Genomic DNA, 16,313 nt, shown 5'->3' with positions numbered 1-16,313 from the left:
AAATGAAATATTCAATTTTTAAATCGACTTTGTTAACCGTTGCAGCAGCAGGTTTATTAGCTAGTTGTGGTAGTGGTGGAGCAATAGTATCGCCACCTATAGAAAATATAGACAGTACGCCTTTAAAAACCCAGGCACTTACTGAAGAACAAGCAAAAAACTGGAAAGATTATGATCTAGTTACTGACACCATTCCAGGAATGAGTGTGAATAAGGCTTATGAAGAAATATTGAAAGGCAAAAAGGGAAAAACGGTTATCGTTGCCGTTATTGATTCTGGTATTGATGTAGAGCATGAAGATTTAGATGGTGTTCTTTGGACCAATAATGATGAGATCCCTAATAATGGTAAGGATGATGATAACAACGGTTACATAGATGACGTTCATGGGTGGAATTTTTTAGGAGACATTGTAGATGAGAATCTAGAATATGAAAGAATTGTTAGAGATAAAGCAATGCTTCCTGCAGATATAGTTGCAAAGGCTCAAAAAGAGTACGATGGAAAGGTTGCAGAAGCGCAACAAACTAAACAACAGTATGAACAAATACTTCAACAAGTAAAAGGAGCAGATGCTATTCTTGTTAAAGCAACTGGAAAAGAAGAATATACTGATGAAGATGTAAAAGCTATCGCTGCAGATAATGAAGAAGCACAGCAAGCGGCTAGTTATTATAATAGATTAAGAAGTAATGGTCTAGAAGGTTTAGGCGATGCTATAGATCAATTAACTACTTTGATTAATGGTTCAGTAAGCTTATTAAATGGTGATAAGTTAAAAACCAATTACCGTAAAGACCTTCTTAATGATGATCAGTACACGTGGGATACTGGTGTCTATGGTAATAATGAATATTCTGGTCCAGATCCAGAAAAAGCAGATGCATTTCATGGAACACACGTTGCTGGAATCATTGCTGCTGAGCGTGACAACGGTCTAGGTGTCAATGGTGTTGCAAATAATGTAGAGATTATGGTTTTAAGAGCCGTAAGTATGGGAGATGAATATGATAAGGACATTGCAAAGGCCATACGTTATGCAGCAGATAATGGTGCAAAAATAATTAACGGAAGTTTTGGTAAATATCATTCTACAAATCCAGAATGGGTTTGGGAAGCAATCAAATATGCGGCAAGTAAAGATGTTCTTTTTGTTAATGCCGCAGGTAACGAAGGTATTGATACTGATTTCACTCAGGTATATCCTCAGGATCAAGTTCTTGCAGGGGCAGAGATTTCTGATAACTTTTTAACGGTAGGAGCATTAAATTACGAATATGGTTCTGGTTTGCTAGCAGGTTTCTCTAATTATGGTAAAAGCACTGTGGATGTTTTTGCGCCTGGTGTAGCTATTTATTCTACGGCGCCTAATAATGAATACCGTAACGCTGGTGGTACTTCAATGGCTTCTCCTGCAACTGCTGGTGTCGCAGCGGTAATAAGATCTCAATATCCTAAATTAACAGCTGGTCAAGTGAAGCAGGTGATTATGGATAGTGGTTTAACGACCAGTGCTAGAGTGATCTTAGGTGGTAATCCTGAAGATATGAAGGCTTTTGGAGAAACTACAACTTCTGGTAAGATGGTAAACTTATACAACGCATTAATTCTAGCATCTAAAATGTAGTAGGTAATAATGTCTTTCTAAAGAGCGATTAGTCTTATTCTATAATACTAATCGCTCTTTTTTTAAATAAGTTTATTGTTCTGAAAAATATATCTAAAATTTTTACGTTTGTGTTAGTTAGAAAATTATGTCTGCTTTATTTGAAGAACAATGCTAAATGTAAATATGTAATAACTCTCATCTTCACTAGATAGTCGTTTAATTCTAGATAAATACGATAAAATACATCGAACGAAGATTTAATATAAGGTTGTTAATTGTTTTTTTTCCTAGTTCATTTTAATTTTTACTTTCGCAGCCGTACAATAGCAAAATGATAATAAATAAAGTCCATTTTATCCTCTTAGCGTTGATTCAGCAGGTGCCGCCACCTCCTAATTCTACCGCTAGAAGAGGTCCTACTCCTCCTGGAAATATTGTTCCATTGGATACTGATATCTGGATATTATTAATCATAGCTATCGCTATAATAATTTATCTAGCATTACCAAAAATAAAGAAGGTGTCTTAAAGGTTCATTAACCTTTTTACATATTTGCCTATTACATCAAATTCAAGATTTACTTTGTCTCCTTTATTTAAAGTTTTAAATCCCGTGTGTTCATAAGTGTAAGGGATAATAGCTACTGAGAATGAGTGTTCTTTTGAGTCCACAACAGTTAGACTTACACCGTTGATACAAATACTTCCTTTTTCTATAGTTACATTGTTAAGTTTTGAATCGTACTCAAAACTAAAAATCCAAGAGCCATCATTATTGATTACTTGTGTGCAGATTGCGGTTTGATCTACATGTCCTTGAACAATATGGCCGTCTAGGCGTGCGTTCATTTTCATGGCACGTTCAATATTTACTATATCACCTTCTTTAAGGTTTCCTATATTGGTTTTATTCAAGGTTTCCTCTATAGCTGTAACGGTATATTCATTTCCGGATATTGAAACAACGGTAAGGCATACTCCGTTATGAGCAACACTTTGGTCAATTTTTAATTCTGGAGTCAATTCACAATTCAAGCTTAAATGTAAATTAGTGTTCTCTTTTTTTAATTGAACAACTTTTGCGGCACTCTCTATGATTCCTGTAAACATAACTGATTAAAAAACTTTACTTTTATACCTTCAAAAATAAGGCTTAAAGACCGCACTACATGAATAAGGAAGAGAATATCAAAGTAGGAATAACTATAGGTGACCCTAATGGAATAGGAGGTGAGATTATTTTAAAAGCATTTGAGGATCCTAGAATGCTGGAAATGTTCACTCCTGTAGTTTTTGCTAGCACAAAATTACTTTCTTTTTACGCCAAAAAATTCGACATAAAAGCAAAAATTCATGGGATAACTTCATTGAAAGATGCAGTTCCAGGTAAGTTTAATGTCATGAGGTTGTTTAAAGAACCTTTTATTGTTAATTGGGGAGAAGTCAGTACAGAAGCAGGTGAGCTAGCAATACAAAGCCTTCAAGCAGCTACAGCAGCTCTAAAGGAAAATCATATAGATGTACTTGTTACAGCGCCTATTAATAAAGAGTCTATTCATTCAGATAGCTTCAAATTCCCTGGTCACACAGACTATTTAAATCAGGAACTAGAGGGCGAGAGTTTAATGTTTATGGTGTCAGGAGATTTAAGAGTAGGGCTTCTTACTGATCATGTGGCGGTAAAAGACGTTCCTTCTAAAATTAACGCCAAGGTTATCAAGACTAAGATAGGTACAATTAAAGAGTCACTTAAAAAAGATTTTGGAATAACTAAACCTAGAATAGCTGTTTTAGGAATCAATCCACATGTAGGAGATAATGGTGTTATAGGAACAGATGATCAAGATACATTAATTCCGGCTTTAGAAGAATTAAGAGAAGATGGTAATATTATTTTTGGTCCCTATGCGGCAGATTCTTTCTTTGGGAATAAAAAATATAAAGAATTTGATGCCGTTTTAGCAAGTTATCACGATCAAGGACTCGTTCCTTTTAAGACTATTGCTTTTGGGCAAGGAGTAAACTATACCGCTGGATTAAGTCATGTAAGAACCAGTCCTGATCACGGTACAGGCTTTGATATCGCTGGGAAAGGAGAAGCAAATCCAGAATCATTTGTTGCTGCAATTCACACGGCAATTGATATTTTTCGTAAACGAAAAGAGTACGACATACTGAATGAGAACCCTTTGAAAAAACTTTCTCGTAAACGAAGATGATATTAACACTAGATTTTTAATAACTTTTATTATCTTTGCCCGCTCTTTGAAAGAGTAGGATTATGGAACTCAAAGCTTTTATTTTGTCCTTTGCTGGATTAAAGCAAGGGAAACACCAGTTTAAGTACGAGATCGATAATGCGTTTTTTGAAAATTTTGGATTTGATGAGTTCAATAGTTCATCCATTACAATCGATGCACAGTTAGATAAAAGAAACACCATAATGGATCTTTTTTTAACAGCAACAGGCTCGGTAAATGTAAATTGTGATGTGACTAATGAGCCATTTGATTTAGACATAGACACTTCTATGGATCTAGTCATCAAATTTGGAGAAGCTTTTAATGATGATAATGAAGAATTATTGATCCTTTCACACGGTGATTATGAATTCAATATCAGTCAGTATGTATATGAAATGCTAGTGCTTTCTATACCGCATAAATTAGTACATCCAGGGGTAGAAGACGGTTCTTTAGAATCTGACGTTTTAGATAAATTAAATGAACTAAGCGTTTCAAGTCCAGAAGATAATAAGAGTGAAGAAATAGATCCCAGATGGGAAGCATTAAAAAAATTAAAAACGGATAATAATTAATAGCCATGGCGCATCCTAAGAGAAAAATCTCGAAAACGAGAAGAGACAAAAGAAGAACTCACTACAAAGCGACAGTTCCTCAAATTGCTACAGATTCAACAACTGGTGAGGCTCACCTATACCACAGAGCGCACTGGCACGAAGGCAAGTTATATTACAGGGGTAATGTACTTATCGACAAAACTGAAGTGGCTGAAGCTTAATTTCAATTTATATTTTTCGTAAAAAACATATGTTTTTTATATGGAATCAAAAAAAATGACACGTTTTTATTAAAAACGTGTCATTTTTTGTGGTTTCTAGAGCTTTTTTAGTAGCTTTCCCAGCTCTAATTAAATCATTAGAATCACCAGTATGAGTCATATCAAAGCGGCGATAACAGCAGTAGGCGCCTTTACCCCAGAGTATAAGCTTACAAATGCCATTTTAGAAACCATGGTCGATACCAACGACGAGTGGATCACTTCTCGTACAGGGATAAAAGAACGTCGCATCCTAAAAGATAAGGATAAAGGAGCGTCTTACCTTGCTATTCAAGCGGCACTAGATCTTATAAGCAGTGCAAAATTAGACCCTACTACCATAGACTTAGTATTAGTAGCTACGGTTACACCAGATATGCCTGTCGCTTCAACAGCCGCTCATGTGGCTACCGAAATAGGTGCGGTTAATGCATTTTCTTATGATTTAATGGCGGCCTGTTCTGGTTTTCTTTACGGGATGAGTACAGCCAGTAGTTATATTGAATCTGGTAGATATAAAAAGATCCTATTAATAGGAGCAGATAAAATGTCTTCTATCATAAATTATGAAGATCGTACCACCTGTATTATTTTTGGTGACGGTGCTGGTGCAGTACTGTTTGAACCTAATGAAGAAAATTACGGTTTTCAAGATGAAATCTTACGCAGCGATAGTATCGGTCGTAATTTTCTTAAAATAGAAGCAGGCGGCTCTTTGTTACCACCATCGCATGAAACCATTGATAACAATCAGCACTATGTGTTTCAAGATGGTAAAAATGTGTTCAAACATGCTGTTTCTAAAATGGCAGACGTTGCAGAGCAAATAGTCAAACGTAATGATTTGACTAATGAAGATATAGACTGGTTAGTTGCACATCAAGCAAACAAGCGCATTATTGACGCTACAGCTAGGAGAGTGAATCTTCCAGAAGAAAAGGTGATGATGAATATTGAGAAATATGGAAACACAACCAGTGCAACACTACCATTACTTTTAAAAGAATATGAAACCCAGTTAAAAAAAGGAGATCAACTTGTATTTGCTGCATTCGGCGGTGGATTTACTTGGGGTTCTATACTATTAACTTGGGCCTACGATAGTTAAACTTAATAACCAATTTATTTATGGACATTAAAGAAATACAAAATTTAATCAAGTTTGTTGCAAAATCAGGAGCAAGCGAGGTAAAATTAGAAATGGATGATATTAAAATCACCATTAGAACTGGTAGCGATGCAGATGTAACGTACGTTTCTCAAGCAGCTCCTATGCAAATGGCTCCAGCACAACAGGCGGCACCTGCACCAGCGGCACCAGCAGTAAATGAAGCACCAGCCGCTCCAGCACCAGCCGCTTCAAATGATAAATATGTTACTGTAAAGTCTCCTATTATTGGAACCTTTTATAGAAAGGCATCTCCAGAAAAGCCAGCTTTTGTAGAAGTAGGCGATAGTATCAAAGAAGGCGATACACTTTGTATTATTGAAGCAATGAAGTTGTTTAATGAAATCGAAAGTGAAGTTTCTGGTACCATTGTAAAAGTGCTTATTGACGATTCATCACCAGTTGAATTTGACCAGCCATTATTTTTAGTAGATCCTTCTTAATCGTAGAAGGATTTTTTATGTATTCGTGTTGTGTATGGTTTCCGCTTTCGCGAAAGCGTATCAAGCACCAACACCTTAACTAAAAAGAAACATCATGTTTAAAAAAATATTGATTGCAAATCGCGGCGAGATAGCTTTAAGAGTTATTCGTACTTGTAAAGAGATGGGAATCAAAACAGTAGCGGTTTACTCTACTGCTGATGCAGAAAGTCTCCACGTAAAATTTGCAGATGAAGCGGTATGCATTGGACCACCACCTAGTAATTTATCTTACTTAAAAATGTCCAATATTATAAGCGCTGCCGAAATTACAAATGCAGATGCGATTCATCCAGGATATGGATTCCTTTCAGAAAATGCAGATTTTTCTCGTATTTGTGAAGAACATCAAATCAAATTCATAGGTGCTAGTGCAGAGATGATCTCAAAAATGGGAGATAAAGCAACTGCCAAAGCTACTATGAAAGCTGCTGGAGTGCCATGTGTACCAGGTTCAGAAGGAATTCTTGAGGACTTTGAAGATTGTAAAAAAACCGCTGTGGCTACTGGTTACCCAGTAATGCTTAAAGCCACTGCCGGTGGTGGAGGAAAAGGAATGAGAGCAGTATGGAAAGAAGAAGATCTTTTAGGAGCATGGGAAAGTGCACGTAATGAGTCTAAAGCTGCCTTTGGAAATGACGACATGTACATGGAGAAACTCATTGAAGAACCACGCCATATAGAAATTCAAATAGTTGGTGATTCCTATGGTAAAGCCTGTCATTTAAGTGAACGCGATTGTTCTGTACAACGACGTCACCAGAAACTTACTGAAGAGGTGCCTTCTCCTTTTATGACAAAGAAATTACGTAAAGAAATGGGTGAAGCGGCTGTTAAAGCGGCAGAATATATTGCTTATGAAGGTGCAGGAACAGTAGAGTTTTTAGTAGATAAACACCGGAATTTCTACTTTATGGAAATGAATACTCGTATTCAAGTAGAGCATCCTATTACAGAGCAGGTGATTGACTTTGATTTAATTAGAGAGCAAATTCTTGTTGCCGCAGGTGTAAAAATCTCTGGTAAGAATTATGAACCGGCTTTACATTCCATAGAATGTAGAATCAATGCTGAAGATCCTTATCATGATTTCCGTCCTTCTCCAGGGAAGATCACGACACTTCATGCACCAGGTGGCCATGGAGTACGTTTAGACACTCATGTTTATGCAGGATACTCTATCCCGCCTAATTATGATTCAATGATTGCAAAGCTAATTACAACGGCAAGAACACGTCAGGAGGCTATTGATAAAATGAAAAGAGCTTTGGATGAATTTGTTATAGAAGGTATCAAAACAACCATACCTTTCCATAGACAATTGATGGAAGAGCCTGCTTATGTAGAAGGTAATTATACGACTGCTTTTATGGATACTTTTAAAATGAAACCTTTGAAAACGGAAGCTTAAAAGTTGATGTTTTTATGATATATAAAAACCTATCTGGTTCTACTAGATAGGTTTTTTTTGTGGAATTAAAATGAAGTGTAAATTTGAGAAACTGAAAGTTATTTCTCCCGATTAGAAATACGCTCTGCCATAAGTAGTGCATTATAAGCATTCAAAACACGACCAGATTTAGAAAGCTCATTAAAAGGCGTCAATTTATCTGGATTTTCTTCTGTAGGTGTTGCTACTGGGATCGTATATTCTATCCCAGAATCCATTAAAATATGTTTTACTTGAGATGCGGTTAAGTCTGGATAATAGGAACTTATTAATGCTGCTACTCCAGAGGTGATGGCAGATGATAATGAAGTTCCTGAATCTATGGTATAATTGTCATTAGGAAGCGCAACCTTTATATCCTCACCAGGAGCGAAGATATCTACATTACTTTTTCCATAATTAGAATAATATGAAAAAAGGTACTTATTAAAATAGGGTGAACTGGAACCTACTACTAAAAAGTTATTAGAAATTTCCTTTTCCTCATTTAAATTATCATTAGGCTCGAAAAGCTGATCTTTGTCAATATTTTTATATGAATTTCCTGAAGAGGTTATAATTAAAACTTGATTATCACTAGCGTATTTAATGGCGTCTAGCACCCATTTTTTGTGTAAAGACATTTCTTTACTAAAGCTCATGTTTATAATACTTGCACCATTATCAACAGCATACCTGATTGCCAACGCTATATCTTTATCATGTTCAGATCCTAATGGTGATATGGCTAAAGGCATTATTGTAATGTTACTATATTTATTTTGATATTTTGATACCTCCAAAATAAGCGAGGAAATCTTTGTACTATGTACATTGAGTTCTTTGTCTTTATTAATTAATGGATTACCATAAGCATTAAAGTTAAGGTCATTTGGTTTTAGATCAAAACTCAGCCTTTCTTTATAATCTAAATTGTAAGTAGTACTTAAACTTGAATCGATATTATTTTTAAAATTTTTTATCCACTGTTCATCAATGTTATATTTAAGACAATCGCTAATAAAGTATATATGTTTTGCTAATTCTTTGTCGATATCTTTAGTAGCTAGATATAAACTATCAAGTATTTTGATATTATAATCCTCATCAGGATATAATTTTTTTAATTCTTTTTTGGCGATTGGATAACCCTCGGATAGAAAACGACCGTATTCAACATCAGATTGTTTTGATTTAATATTTTCTTTGAAATTAGCTTGAGCTTTTGTGTATCGTAAAAAATCCTGTTGGTCTTTTTCTGGAATTTGTGTTTTTGTTTTCCCTTTAAACTTTTGATCAAATTGTTGTATTATTCTTGCTGATTCTATACTTGCAAAAATTATGTTGTTACCTTTTGAGTCACCTAGAAAGTTCCATCCATTAATATCATCTGTGTAACCATTTTTATCATCGTCTATTCCATTATTGGGAATTTCGTCATTATTAAACCAAATATGATGTTTTAGATTTTCATGATTGGTATCTATTTGACCATCAAGTACAGCTACAATTATAGATTTAGGCTTTTTGTAAGTTAATAATTCATCATAAGCTCGCAATAAACTTATACCAGGTATGCTATCATTAACAATATCTTTTTTAAACCAATTTTTCAGTTCTTGATCTGTAATTTTCCAAGTGTTTAATTTAGTTTGATCAGCTTTAATAGGGTCACTGGTTAATCTCTTTTTACAAGAGATTAACGTTATAGTTAAGAATATAATACAAGCTTTTGATTTCATTTAAAACTGATTTAAAAAAGATGTGTTTTAATAATAGATTAATCAGGACAATTACGTGAAAGTCCTTGACCAGTTTGTGTTCTTGTTTTTAGCACAGTGTCTCCCTGGCCGTCAACACTATTGCCACCCACAATCTTGTTTTTACCTTTTAGCTGGGAGACCTGAAACTTTTGAAAATTTAATTTTGAATTTTTCATAATAAATATTTAAGATTAATTTGAGGTCAAACTTATTTTATTATGAAGGTATACACAAATTGTATTACTCTACATTTATGAATCAAGACTCATTTTGTTCAGTTTTTTAATGAAAAGAGACGGCCTCATACCAGTCTTTTTATGGAAACTTTTTGAAAAAGATTCCGCACTATTAAAACCGCTTTCTTCAGCTATAGCTTTAATGGTGTACTTCCTAAACTTTGTATCTTCCTTAAGTTTGTCAATGGCAAAGCTAACTCTTAAATTACTTAGATAACTTGAGAAACTAATTCCCATATGCTGATTCAAAACACCAGATAAATACTTCGTATTTGTATTAAACAGGTCAGCCATAGTAGTAAGTTTTAAATTTTTGTCTAAAAATTTCTTTTCTTTTTGAAAATCTATAAGCTCATTTTTTATAAGTTCGATTATCTCCTCAGGTATTTCACTTCTATTATTTCCGTTTATTGTTTTTACTTCGTTTTCAAAGTCGTTTTCATTGTGGACAGGTTGGACTATTTGTGCAGATTCATTTAAAAGCTTTTTGAAGTTTTCCTCAATTCTTCTTTTTTTACGCAATGAAACAATTAAATAAAACAAAACACCTAATAAAAAGACTGTCGATGATGCAATCATTATGGTTTTCATTCTACTGATGCTCTCAATTTCGTTTATGATTTGATCTTTTTGATTAATAAGTTTTGGGGTATCATAGCTTTCTGATAAATTTTTGCTTACGGTTTTGTAGTTTGAATTTAGGTTTTGATCTACATCGAGTAATTTTCTAATATATTTCAGTTCTTCTTTTAAATTTCCTGTTGAATCGTAATGCTTTATAAGGTGTTCATACCCTTTTCTATAGTCTGGATGTATATCTTTAGTAATTTGATACAGACTATCTATGGCTTTAAATTTTTCTATCGCTTTGCTATTATTATTTGTTTTTAAAAACGACTCTCCTTGATGATAGTAGCCACAAATTATATTTCCGTAGTCGTTTAATTTTTTAATCAATGGTAAGGAGTTTTCAATCTTAGAAACAGATTGCAAATACTTACCTTGTTTAAAATCGATTAATCCCTTTTGAAAATTAAAGTAGTTTTCAAACACACTATCATTTAATATATTACTTTCACGTTTTCCTTGATTAACATAAAAGAGTGCAGAATCTATTTTACCTATTCTTAAATAACCATCTGATACTGCAAAAATTATAGGTAAGTTATTATTCTGATTATTGAATTTTTCTGCATTGTTAGTATAAAACCTATAAACTTCTAGATAAAGATGTAAGGCATCTTCATCTTCTCCGTATCTAGATTTTAATAAACCTATTCTATGTTTAATTTCATAAAAAAGTTCTTGATTTGAATGATTTATCTCAGAGTTCAAAGCTAAAAGATAACTATTAAGCGCTAAATCAAACTTCTTTTCTTTATAGTATTGGTCGCCATTATTAAAATACGCTATAATGGGGTGATATTTGTTTTCCTGTTTTAAATCTTTTGTAAGTAATATGATACTATCATTATACTTTTTATGATTTACATTATTAGCAATTAGTGATTTAAAATAATAACCATCCGCAATATTAATCGTATCCTTTAGTTTTTTAGCTCTAGTAAGATATTCATTGGCATAAACACTTGCCTTAATGCTATTTGGATAATTTTCATAAAATTTATCAATCAGCTCTTTGTTAGAAAAACTGTTCAAACTATCCACTTTCTCCTGTCCAAAAACAAATAAGGAACTAAACAAAAACAAAACGCTTATTACGTCTCTCTTACAACTTCCCATATCGTGCTAATTTAGATTTGTTTTTTTTAGTAAGAAAATCGTAGATCATCATCTCGTGTAATCGTTGTTGGGATTTAAAAGTCCTGTTAATAGTCATGTGTATAAAGCTAGCTAATAAAGAGTCTATAGAAACACTCAAGACTTGCGTCTCTTTTAACTTTAATAATTGGGATACTTGTGATTTCAACGGTAAATCATGTAGTGTTTTTAATGTATTTGTTTCAAACAGTAATGATTCTAAATTTTTGTATTTAAGATTGAGTTGTTTATTGGTGCCTTTTTTGACCTGAAATTCTTCTTTAAACTGCAATTGCATTCGTTCTAAAAAAGCGATTTGCTCCACATCTGTAAACCTAAATAAACAGATCAATTCTTCAACCCAGTGAAAAGTTTGTATAAATCGTTCTTCCTCATTTGTAGCTTGTCCTAATTATATATAAGACTTGCTCACTGTCATAGAAAAAAACAGATTCTGCCTGCGATATGCTAGTTGCACCATACCTTTTTAGTTCACGCTGATAAGTAGCCAGCTGGATATCCCATACTTGCTGTGTTTCTATAAAAGAATTGATGTGATCGCTCATCAATACTATGATTTTTGAAATGCCGTCTGGACTCGTCACATGAAACCGTACTCTTAAATGCGCATCAGGATCTGAATATCTTATAAAAAACCATTTATCGATAACTTGTTCTTGAAGCAGTTGCCTACAAATAGGTTGTATCACCTTTAACAAAACATCGTCAGCAGTTTTTACCCCACAATATATTTTATAATACATCCATTCACTTCCTATAGTAAAGGTTTTTTGAATGTTGTTAGTTATTTGATTAGATACAGGCATTAATTGGAGAATGTGATTTTGGTTGATTGTTCCATTTTTTGTGCTTATTCCGCTTTCTGTTTTTGTCTCGCTTTCGCGAAAGCGAGATCATAACAGAAGTTTATACCGCTGTATAGCGGTACGAAAGCGAGATAGAAACAGAAGTATATGCCCTTGTAAAGCAATGAGAAAGCGAAATGATTATGGTTGATATACAAAATCGATAGCATGATTATTAATTGATTTTTTTACCGAAGGAAACCACAAATTGATTGCAATAAGTGTTCCCTTCAAGATCGTTTACGATCCCATGTTCCTTAAAAAGAAATTCTTCTAGAATAAAACGTTTTTTGCTTTTAATAGTATGTAACAACATCATCACAGAAGTTTTATTCTTAAGATGAATCAATAATTTATTATCACCTTCTACCAATTCTACCTGATCTGGTAATTGTAAAGATGATTGCCATTTACTAAGGTTTTTCATTATATCAGGTTCTTTATGAAGCTTTTTAAATGTTGTAGTTTCAATATGCCATCTTGCTTTTGAAAAAATGATATTTTCATAAGTAACTCTAGGTAAAAAACTCTGTTGTTTATGAATGTTGTTCCATTCAAAACCGATCCAGGAACGCTTATTTTCATTTTGTAACTCGCAAAGAAATTGATAAACTGGTAAGGAACTACTACCATAGTTATGCGCATTTCCTAATCGAGGGATGATCTGTTTGTTAAGCCTTTTAGATCGTAGAATAATGCTATTATTCTGTACACAAACTAGCAAATCTTCTATTGGAATTTGAAATTCTTCTGGCAAGCTAGACTTTCCTAAATACGGAATTTCATAAGTTCTAAGGTGTGGTCTTTGTAATATATTACCAGTTCTAGCTTCTGGTAAATGAACAATCTCTGCTAGAATGGCGCCTTTATGCAACTCATTTTCTATACCTACAATATGATTAACATGATTTAATAGATCCTGTGCACCATAACTGAACCTGCCTAATAAATTAACCGCACTACTGCCACCAGCACCTTTTACATAAAGAAGCTCTTCATTATAAACCTCTACAATAGAAGATAAGGTATTTGGTAGGTCGTTATAATCCAGTGCTATATCTTTAAAATCTTCCTCGTTTAGATGTAGCACATAACTATTATTTCTTGTGGCAGTTATAAGTTTCTCATGGAGTATGCGATCTATGTCTGTCCATATTACATGCTCGTAGCGTTTAGATTCTGTAGGACCTAATTGAAGATCATCTAGAATGGAGTTGCTATCTTCTTTTTTTGAGCCATAACCTATTCCAGTTTCCGCATCTAGGACAAGATGCAAGGGTACTTCTGACTCTTCAAAGCGCTTATTAAAATTCGTTTTAAAATCTACTAAATTTCTCCCAGCATTTGCTACGGTCATTTTATTAAATACTAAGAATGCCTTGTGAAGTTGCTTTTTTATTTCTTCACTCAAACTATTGAGATGTGACTTAGAAAAGCAGTCGGTCTGGAATAAATATTTAGTATCCAGATCTGGAACAAGTTCTTTTGCCAGTTCTATAGGTTTTTCATAAATCGCTATAGAGTTACCTATTTTATGATCTAAGCTGTTCAATGCTTTTTGCAATTTTAAAAGCTTATTAAAAATGACCTGAGATTCTGGTATCTTTTTTATTCTATCGATAAGGCTGGTAAAATACTCTGGACCAGTAACCGTAATTTCTAATTCCGAGACTAATAGTTGATGATCAATAAGCTGTTCCACATACTCTGTCGCATCTTGTAAGTTGACATCTTCGTCTACTAACAACGCAGCAAGCTCTTTTATTTTCTTACCAGATACTGCTCGTTGAAGTACTAATTCTAAAGCCTCTGTGGACATAATGCCTTCAAGTGAATAGCTTCTTCTTTTATTTTCAATACGGTACTCTACATACCTATAATGATCATTTATTTTATATAAACTTGAGTTGGGATAAAACAGTAATTCTGATTTAATGAGTGGCTCTTCTAGTAAAACCTGATAGAGTTGTGCTAAAAAAGTAGTGTCTAATCTTGTACAACGCTTGTAATTACTTTGATCTTCTAAGCTAACTCTCGTATTTTCTCCAAAGCTCCCGGAAGAACAAGATGCAAAAAGTCCAAAAGGCGTACATCGCGAGGTGATTCTTGTAGCATATTTTAAAATAGAAAACTGCAAGCGTTCTATTTTCTTTGGGTCTTTTAGCAACCCTTTTTCCCACTTAAGAAGTTGTTTGTACAATTCTGGTGAAGCGAGATAGATGCCTTCTCTAAGAATAGGGTGTTCTATTAATCTTTTAAAATCTGTGTCAGTTATAGATTCCTTATGAAAAAATACGTTCCCAAAATTCAGGGATAATAAAGGAGTTCTTAACCCATAAACGTCTAGAATTTTATAAATATGAGAGTGTTTTTGACGCAAATAGAGAATCTTTGAGAGCGCAAAGATAAGCAATGTTAAATAAATCTTAAAACGATTTAAGCATCTTTAAATGAATAATATAGCCTCTTTTAGGCAGTCTTAGATTCATGAAAACAGACTCGTTATTCATGAATCTAGACCATTACCATTTGGTTATGACTTGAATTACTCCCTACATTTACCATGTCGTTAATGATTGCTTTTTAATTTATTTTAATAACGATTTTTTAAACATATCATATTAACCGATTAAAGTTATAACAGTGACACAGAATTAAAATTAACGCAAAAAGAGAAAGCCTCTACAAGGTAAAGGCTCTCACAGGTTTCGCTAAAAACCAAAACAACCGTAGTTGTTATATCGATGTAAATATAAATAAAATACTTGATATACACATACTAGGCTGTTTTGAAGAGTGTGCAGCTTATACACTTTAAAAAGCCGTGGTCACCGAAAAACGTATAGAGTAGGTGTTTTATTTAAAATATATTAAAATGAAGAATTTAGGAATTAAATCAATTGCAACTTTTTTTGCTCTTTTAATGATTTTTACATCAACAGCGCAGACTTTTTCAATTAGTAAGAGCACTTTTGAAACGCAAGCATCAGAAAGAACATTTGATTTTAGTACTTATGAAAGATTCAAAGGAGATATTATTGACATTAAAAAACTAGATATTCCAACGAAGGTTTCAAGACTAGAACAGAATAAGTCCATATTGGAACAAGTGAATAATATCTATGAAACAGAAGTGAATTTTGATGAAGAATTGATGACCTTAAATACGTCAGAGAAAATTTTTAGTTGGTTGGTAGAGAATACAAATTTTAATGAAAAAGATGTTTTATTAATAACAAATTACAGTAATAATCTTGTTTCAAATGGATTTGAAAAAGCCAGCAAAACGTTGAGCGAACAATTATCAAAACATTCTATAGAAAGTGTTAAATTTGAAAAATACCAATCAATTGTTAATACTGTAAAGCTTATTGAATATCAATATCCAGGAACATTCACAACTGAAACTGTTCAAAAGGGTGGATGGGGATGCGCGTTTGCAATTGCTAAGTTAGCTCTAGCCACTGCATCTTTGGCTGTGGCTTGTAACCCACCAGCCTTAGGGGCAACAGTTGGTGTAGGCTGCTATTTAGCGGGAACAGGTTTTGTTGCAGCATCTGTATCTGTTGGCTTGGCTTGTAAAGATTAATAGTTTCAAACCGTAATAATTTAATATTATGAATAATTTCTTAAGAAAGAACCCATTCATTTACTTAGTACTATTCGCTATACTATCCTTTGTGGTGGGAATAGAAGTAAGTCAATTAATCAAAGGCGAATGGACAGAAGACTATGTGAAACTTATAACAATGGTTATTAACCTTTTTTTGGCTTTTTTCTTTTTATATGTTTATATAAAAATTAAAAACAACAAAGAAATTAAATAGCATAATAATTAAAGTTTATTTGAATATTTTGGAGACTCTCTTAGTTAAAAAGAGTCTTCTTTAACAATTTTAACTTTATGAAAAAGCAGTAGTTTGTTACTATGTTTTAAC

Annotated in this window: 15 protein-coding genes; 8 read left to right on the top strand and 7 right to left on the bottom strand. The window is 33.4% G+C overall.

Translation table 11 applies throughout. The annotated features are described in order from the left end of the window. Positions 1 to 2 precede the first annotated feature (2 nt). The gene (locus tag ACTF54_RS02340) at positions 3 to 1,628 is read left to right on the top strand and encodes a S8 family serine peptidase (RefSeq protein ID WP_438968647.1); all 1,626 of its coding nucleotides are present in this window, start codon (positions 3 to 5) and stop codon (positions 1,626 to 1,628) included. Positions 1,629 to 2,135: 507 nt separating this feature from the next. On the opposite strand, the gene ACTF54_RS02335 is transcribed toward ACTF54_RS02340, so the two are convergent. Further along, positions 2,136 to 2,720, bottom strand: a complete 585-nt coding sequence (locus ACTF54_RS02335; RefSeq protein ID WP_347195611.1) for a riboflavin synthase — start codon at positions 2,718 to 2,720, stop codon at positions 2,136 to 2,138. Positions 2,721 to 2,779: 59 nt separating this feature from the next. On the opposite strand from ACTF54_RS02335, the gene pdxA reads away from it, so the two are divergent. The 6 genes from pdxA to accC all read left to right on the top strand — a co-directional run bounded on the left by pdxA (position 2,780) and on the right by accC (position 7,731). Continuing rightward, positions 2,780 to 3,829, top strand: a complete 1,050-nt coding sequence (gene pdxA / locus ACTF54_RS02330) for a 4-hydroxythreonine-4-phosphate dehydrogenase PdxA (RefSeq protein ID WP_347195612.1) — start codon at positions 2,780 to 2,782, stop codon at positions 3,827 to 3,829. Between the two features lie 62 nt (positions 3,830 to 3,891). Then, the gene (locus ACTF54_RS02325) at positions 3,892 to 4,428 is read left to right on the top strand and encodes a YceD family protein (protein WP_347195613.1); all 537 of its coding nucleotides are present in this window, start codon (positions 3,892 to 3,894) and stop codon (positions 4,426 to 4,428) included. Positions 4,429 to 4,433: 5 nt separating this feature from the next. After that, positions 4,434 to 4,631 (top strand): 50S ribosomal protein L32, encoded by a 198-nt coding sequence (gene rpmF / locus ACTF54_RS02320; protein ID WP_041495498.1) that lies wholly within the window; start codon positions 4,434 to 4,436, stop codon positions 4,629 to 4,631. 151 nt (positions 4,632 to 4,782) lie between these two features. Continuing rightward, the gene (locus tag ACTF54_RS02315) at positions 4,783 to 5,778 is read left to right on the top strand and encodes a beta-ketoacyl-ACP synthase III (RefSeq protein ID WP_347195614.1); all 996 of its coding nucleotides are present in this window, start codon (positions 4,783 to 4,785) and stop codon (positions 5,776 to 5,778) included. Between the two features lie 20 nt (positions 5,779 to 5,798). Then, positions 5,799 to 6,281 (top strand): acetyl-CoA carboxylase biotin carboxyl carrier protein, encoded by a 483-nt coding sequence (gene accB / locus ACTF54_RS02310; protein ID WP_438968646.1) that lies wholly within the window; start codon positions 5,799 to 5,801, stop codon positions 6,279 to 6,281. 94 nt (positions 6,282 to 6,375) lie between these two features. Further along, entirely contained in the window at positions 6,376 to 7,731 is a 1,356-nt protein-coding gene (gene accC / locus ACTF54_RS02305; RefSeq protein ID WP_438968645.1) for an acetyl-CoA carboxylase biotin carboxylase subunit, read from the top strand. 98 nt (positions 7,732 to 7,829) lie between these two features. On the opposite strand, the gene ACTF54_RS02300 is transcribed toward accC, so the two are convergent. The 6 genes from ACTF54_RS02300 to ACTF54_RS02275 form a co-directional block, all read right to left on the bottom strand. Then, complete coding sequence (locus tag ACTF54_RS02300) at positions 7,830 to 9,491, bottom strand: S8 family serine peptidase (protein ID WP_438968644.1); 1,662 nt, start codon at positions 9,489 to 9,491, stop codon at positions 7,830 to 7,832. Between the two features lie 38 nt (positions 9,492 to 9,529). After that, positions 9,530 to 9,688 carry a hypothetical protein gene (locus ACTF54_RS02295; RefSeq protein ID WP_438968643.1) on the bottom strand — a complete coding sequence of 53 codons (159 nt, stop codon included), beginning with the start codon at positions 9,686 to 9,688 and terminating at the stop codon, positions 9,530 to 9,532. Between the two features lie 75 nt (positions 9,689 to 9,763). Beyond that, the gene (locus ACTF54_RS02290; RefSeq protein ID WP_438968642.1) at positions 9,764 to 11,491 is read right to left on the bottom strand and encodes a helix-turn-helix domain-containing protein; all 1,728 of its coding nucleotides are present in this window, start codon (positions 11,489 to 11,491) and stop codon (positions 9,764 to 9,766) included. Beyond that, entirely contained in the window at positions 11,478 to 11,888 is a 411-nt protein-coding gene (locus ACTF54_RS02285) for a thiopeptide-type bacteriocin biosynthesis protein (RefSeq protein WP_438968663.1), read from the bottom strand. The genes ACTF54_RS02290 and ACTF54_RS02285 overlap by 14 nt, the downstream gene beginning before the upstream one ends. A gap of 13 nt (positions 11,889 to 11,901) precedes the next feature. Continuing rightward, complete coding sequence (locus tag ACTF54_RS02280; RefSeq protein WP_438968641.1) at positions 11,902 to 12,336, bottom strand: thiopeptide-type bacteriocin biosynthesis protein; 435 nt, start codon at positions 12,334 to 12,336, stop codon at positions 11,902 to 11,904. 214 nt (positions 12,337 to 12,550) lie between these two features. Beyond that, positions 12,551 to 14,755: a lantibiotic dehydratase family protein gene (locus tag ACTF54_RS02275; protein WP_438968640.1), complete on the bottom strand. Its 2,205-nt coding sequence runs from the start codon at positions 14,753 to 14,755 to the stop codon at positions 12,551 to 12,553. A gap of 495 nt (positions 14,756 to 15,250) precedes the next feature. On the opposite strand from ACTF54_RS02275, the gene ACTF54_RS02270 reads away from it, so the two are divergent. Further along, on the top strand, positions 15,251 to 15,964 hold the full coding sequence (locus ACTF54_RS02270; RefSeq protein ID WP_438968639.1) for a hypothetical protein: 714 nt from the start codon (positions 15,251 to 15,253) through the stop codon (positions 15,962 to 15,964). Positions 15,965 to 16,313: the final 349 nt, after the last annotated feature.

This window comes from Nonlabens sp., assembly GCF_965657255.1.
Taxonomy (GTDB): domain Bacteria; phylum Bacteroidota; class Bacteroidia; order Flavobacteriales; family Flavobacteriaceae; genus Nonlabens.
The sequence above is the reverse complement of the archived record's forward strand: the minus strand, read 5'-3'. Positions and strand labels throughout refer to the sequence as shown.

What these genes read in the sequence shown, in the direction of transcription:
- ACTF54_RS02315 (WP_347195614.1), top strand. Translation starts at nt 4,783, where the DNA reads ATGAGTCATATCAAAGCGGCGATAACAGCAGTAGGCGCCTTTACCCCA.
- pdxA (WP_347195612.1), top strand. Translation starts at nt 2,780, where the DNA reads ATGAATAAGGAAGAGAATATCAAAGTAGGAATAACTATAGGTGACCCT.
- ACTF54_RS02280 (WP_438968641.1), bottom strand. Translation starts at nt 12,336, where the DNA reads ATGCCTGTATCTAATCAAATAACTAACAACATTCAAAAAACCTTTACT.
- ACTF54_RS02340 (WP_438968647.1), top strand. Translation starts at nt 3, where the DNA reads ATGAAATATTCAATTTTTAAATCGACTTTGTTAACCGTTGCAGCAGCA.
- rpmF (WP_041495498.1), top strand. Translation starts at nt 4,434, where the DNA reads ATGGCGCATCCTAAGAGAAAAATCTCGAAAACGAGAAGAGACAAAAGA.
- ACTF54_RS02335 (WP_347195611.1), bottom strand. Translation starts at nt 2,720, where the DNA reads ATGTTTACAGGAATCATAGAGAGTGCCGCAAAAGTTGTTCAATTAAAA.
- ACTF54_RS02295 (WP_438968643.1), bottom strand. Translation starts at nt 9,688, where the DNA reads ATGAAAAATTCAAAATTAAATTTTCAAAAGTTTCAGGTCTCCCAGCTA.
- accC (WP_438968645.1), top strand. Translation starts at nt 6,376, where the DNA reads ATGTTTAAAAAAATATTGATTGCAAATCGCGGCGAGATAGCTTTAAGA.
- accB (WP_438968646.1), top strand. Translation starts at nt 5,799, where the DNA reads ATGGACATTAAAGAAATACAAAATTTAATCAAGTTTGTTGCAAAATCA.
- ACTF54_RS02290 (WP_438968642.1), bottom strand. Translation starts at nt 11,491, where the DNA reads ATGGGAAGTTGTAAGAGAGACGTAATAAGCGTTTTGTTTTTGTTTAGT.
- ACTF54_RS02325 (WP_347195613.1), top strand. Translation starts at nt 3,892, where the DNA reads ATGGAACTCAAAGCTTTTATTTTGTCCTTTGCTGGATTAAAGCAAGGG.
- ACTF54_RS02300 (WP_438968644.1), bottom strand. Translation starts at nt 9,491, where the DNA reads ATGAAATCAAAAGCTTGTATTATATTCTTAACTATAACGTTAATCTCT.
- ACTF54_RS02270 (WP_438968639.1), top strand. Translation starts at nt 15,251, where the DNA reads ATGAAGAATTTAGGAATTAAATCAATTGCAACTTTTTTTGCTCTTTTA.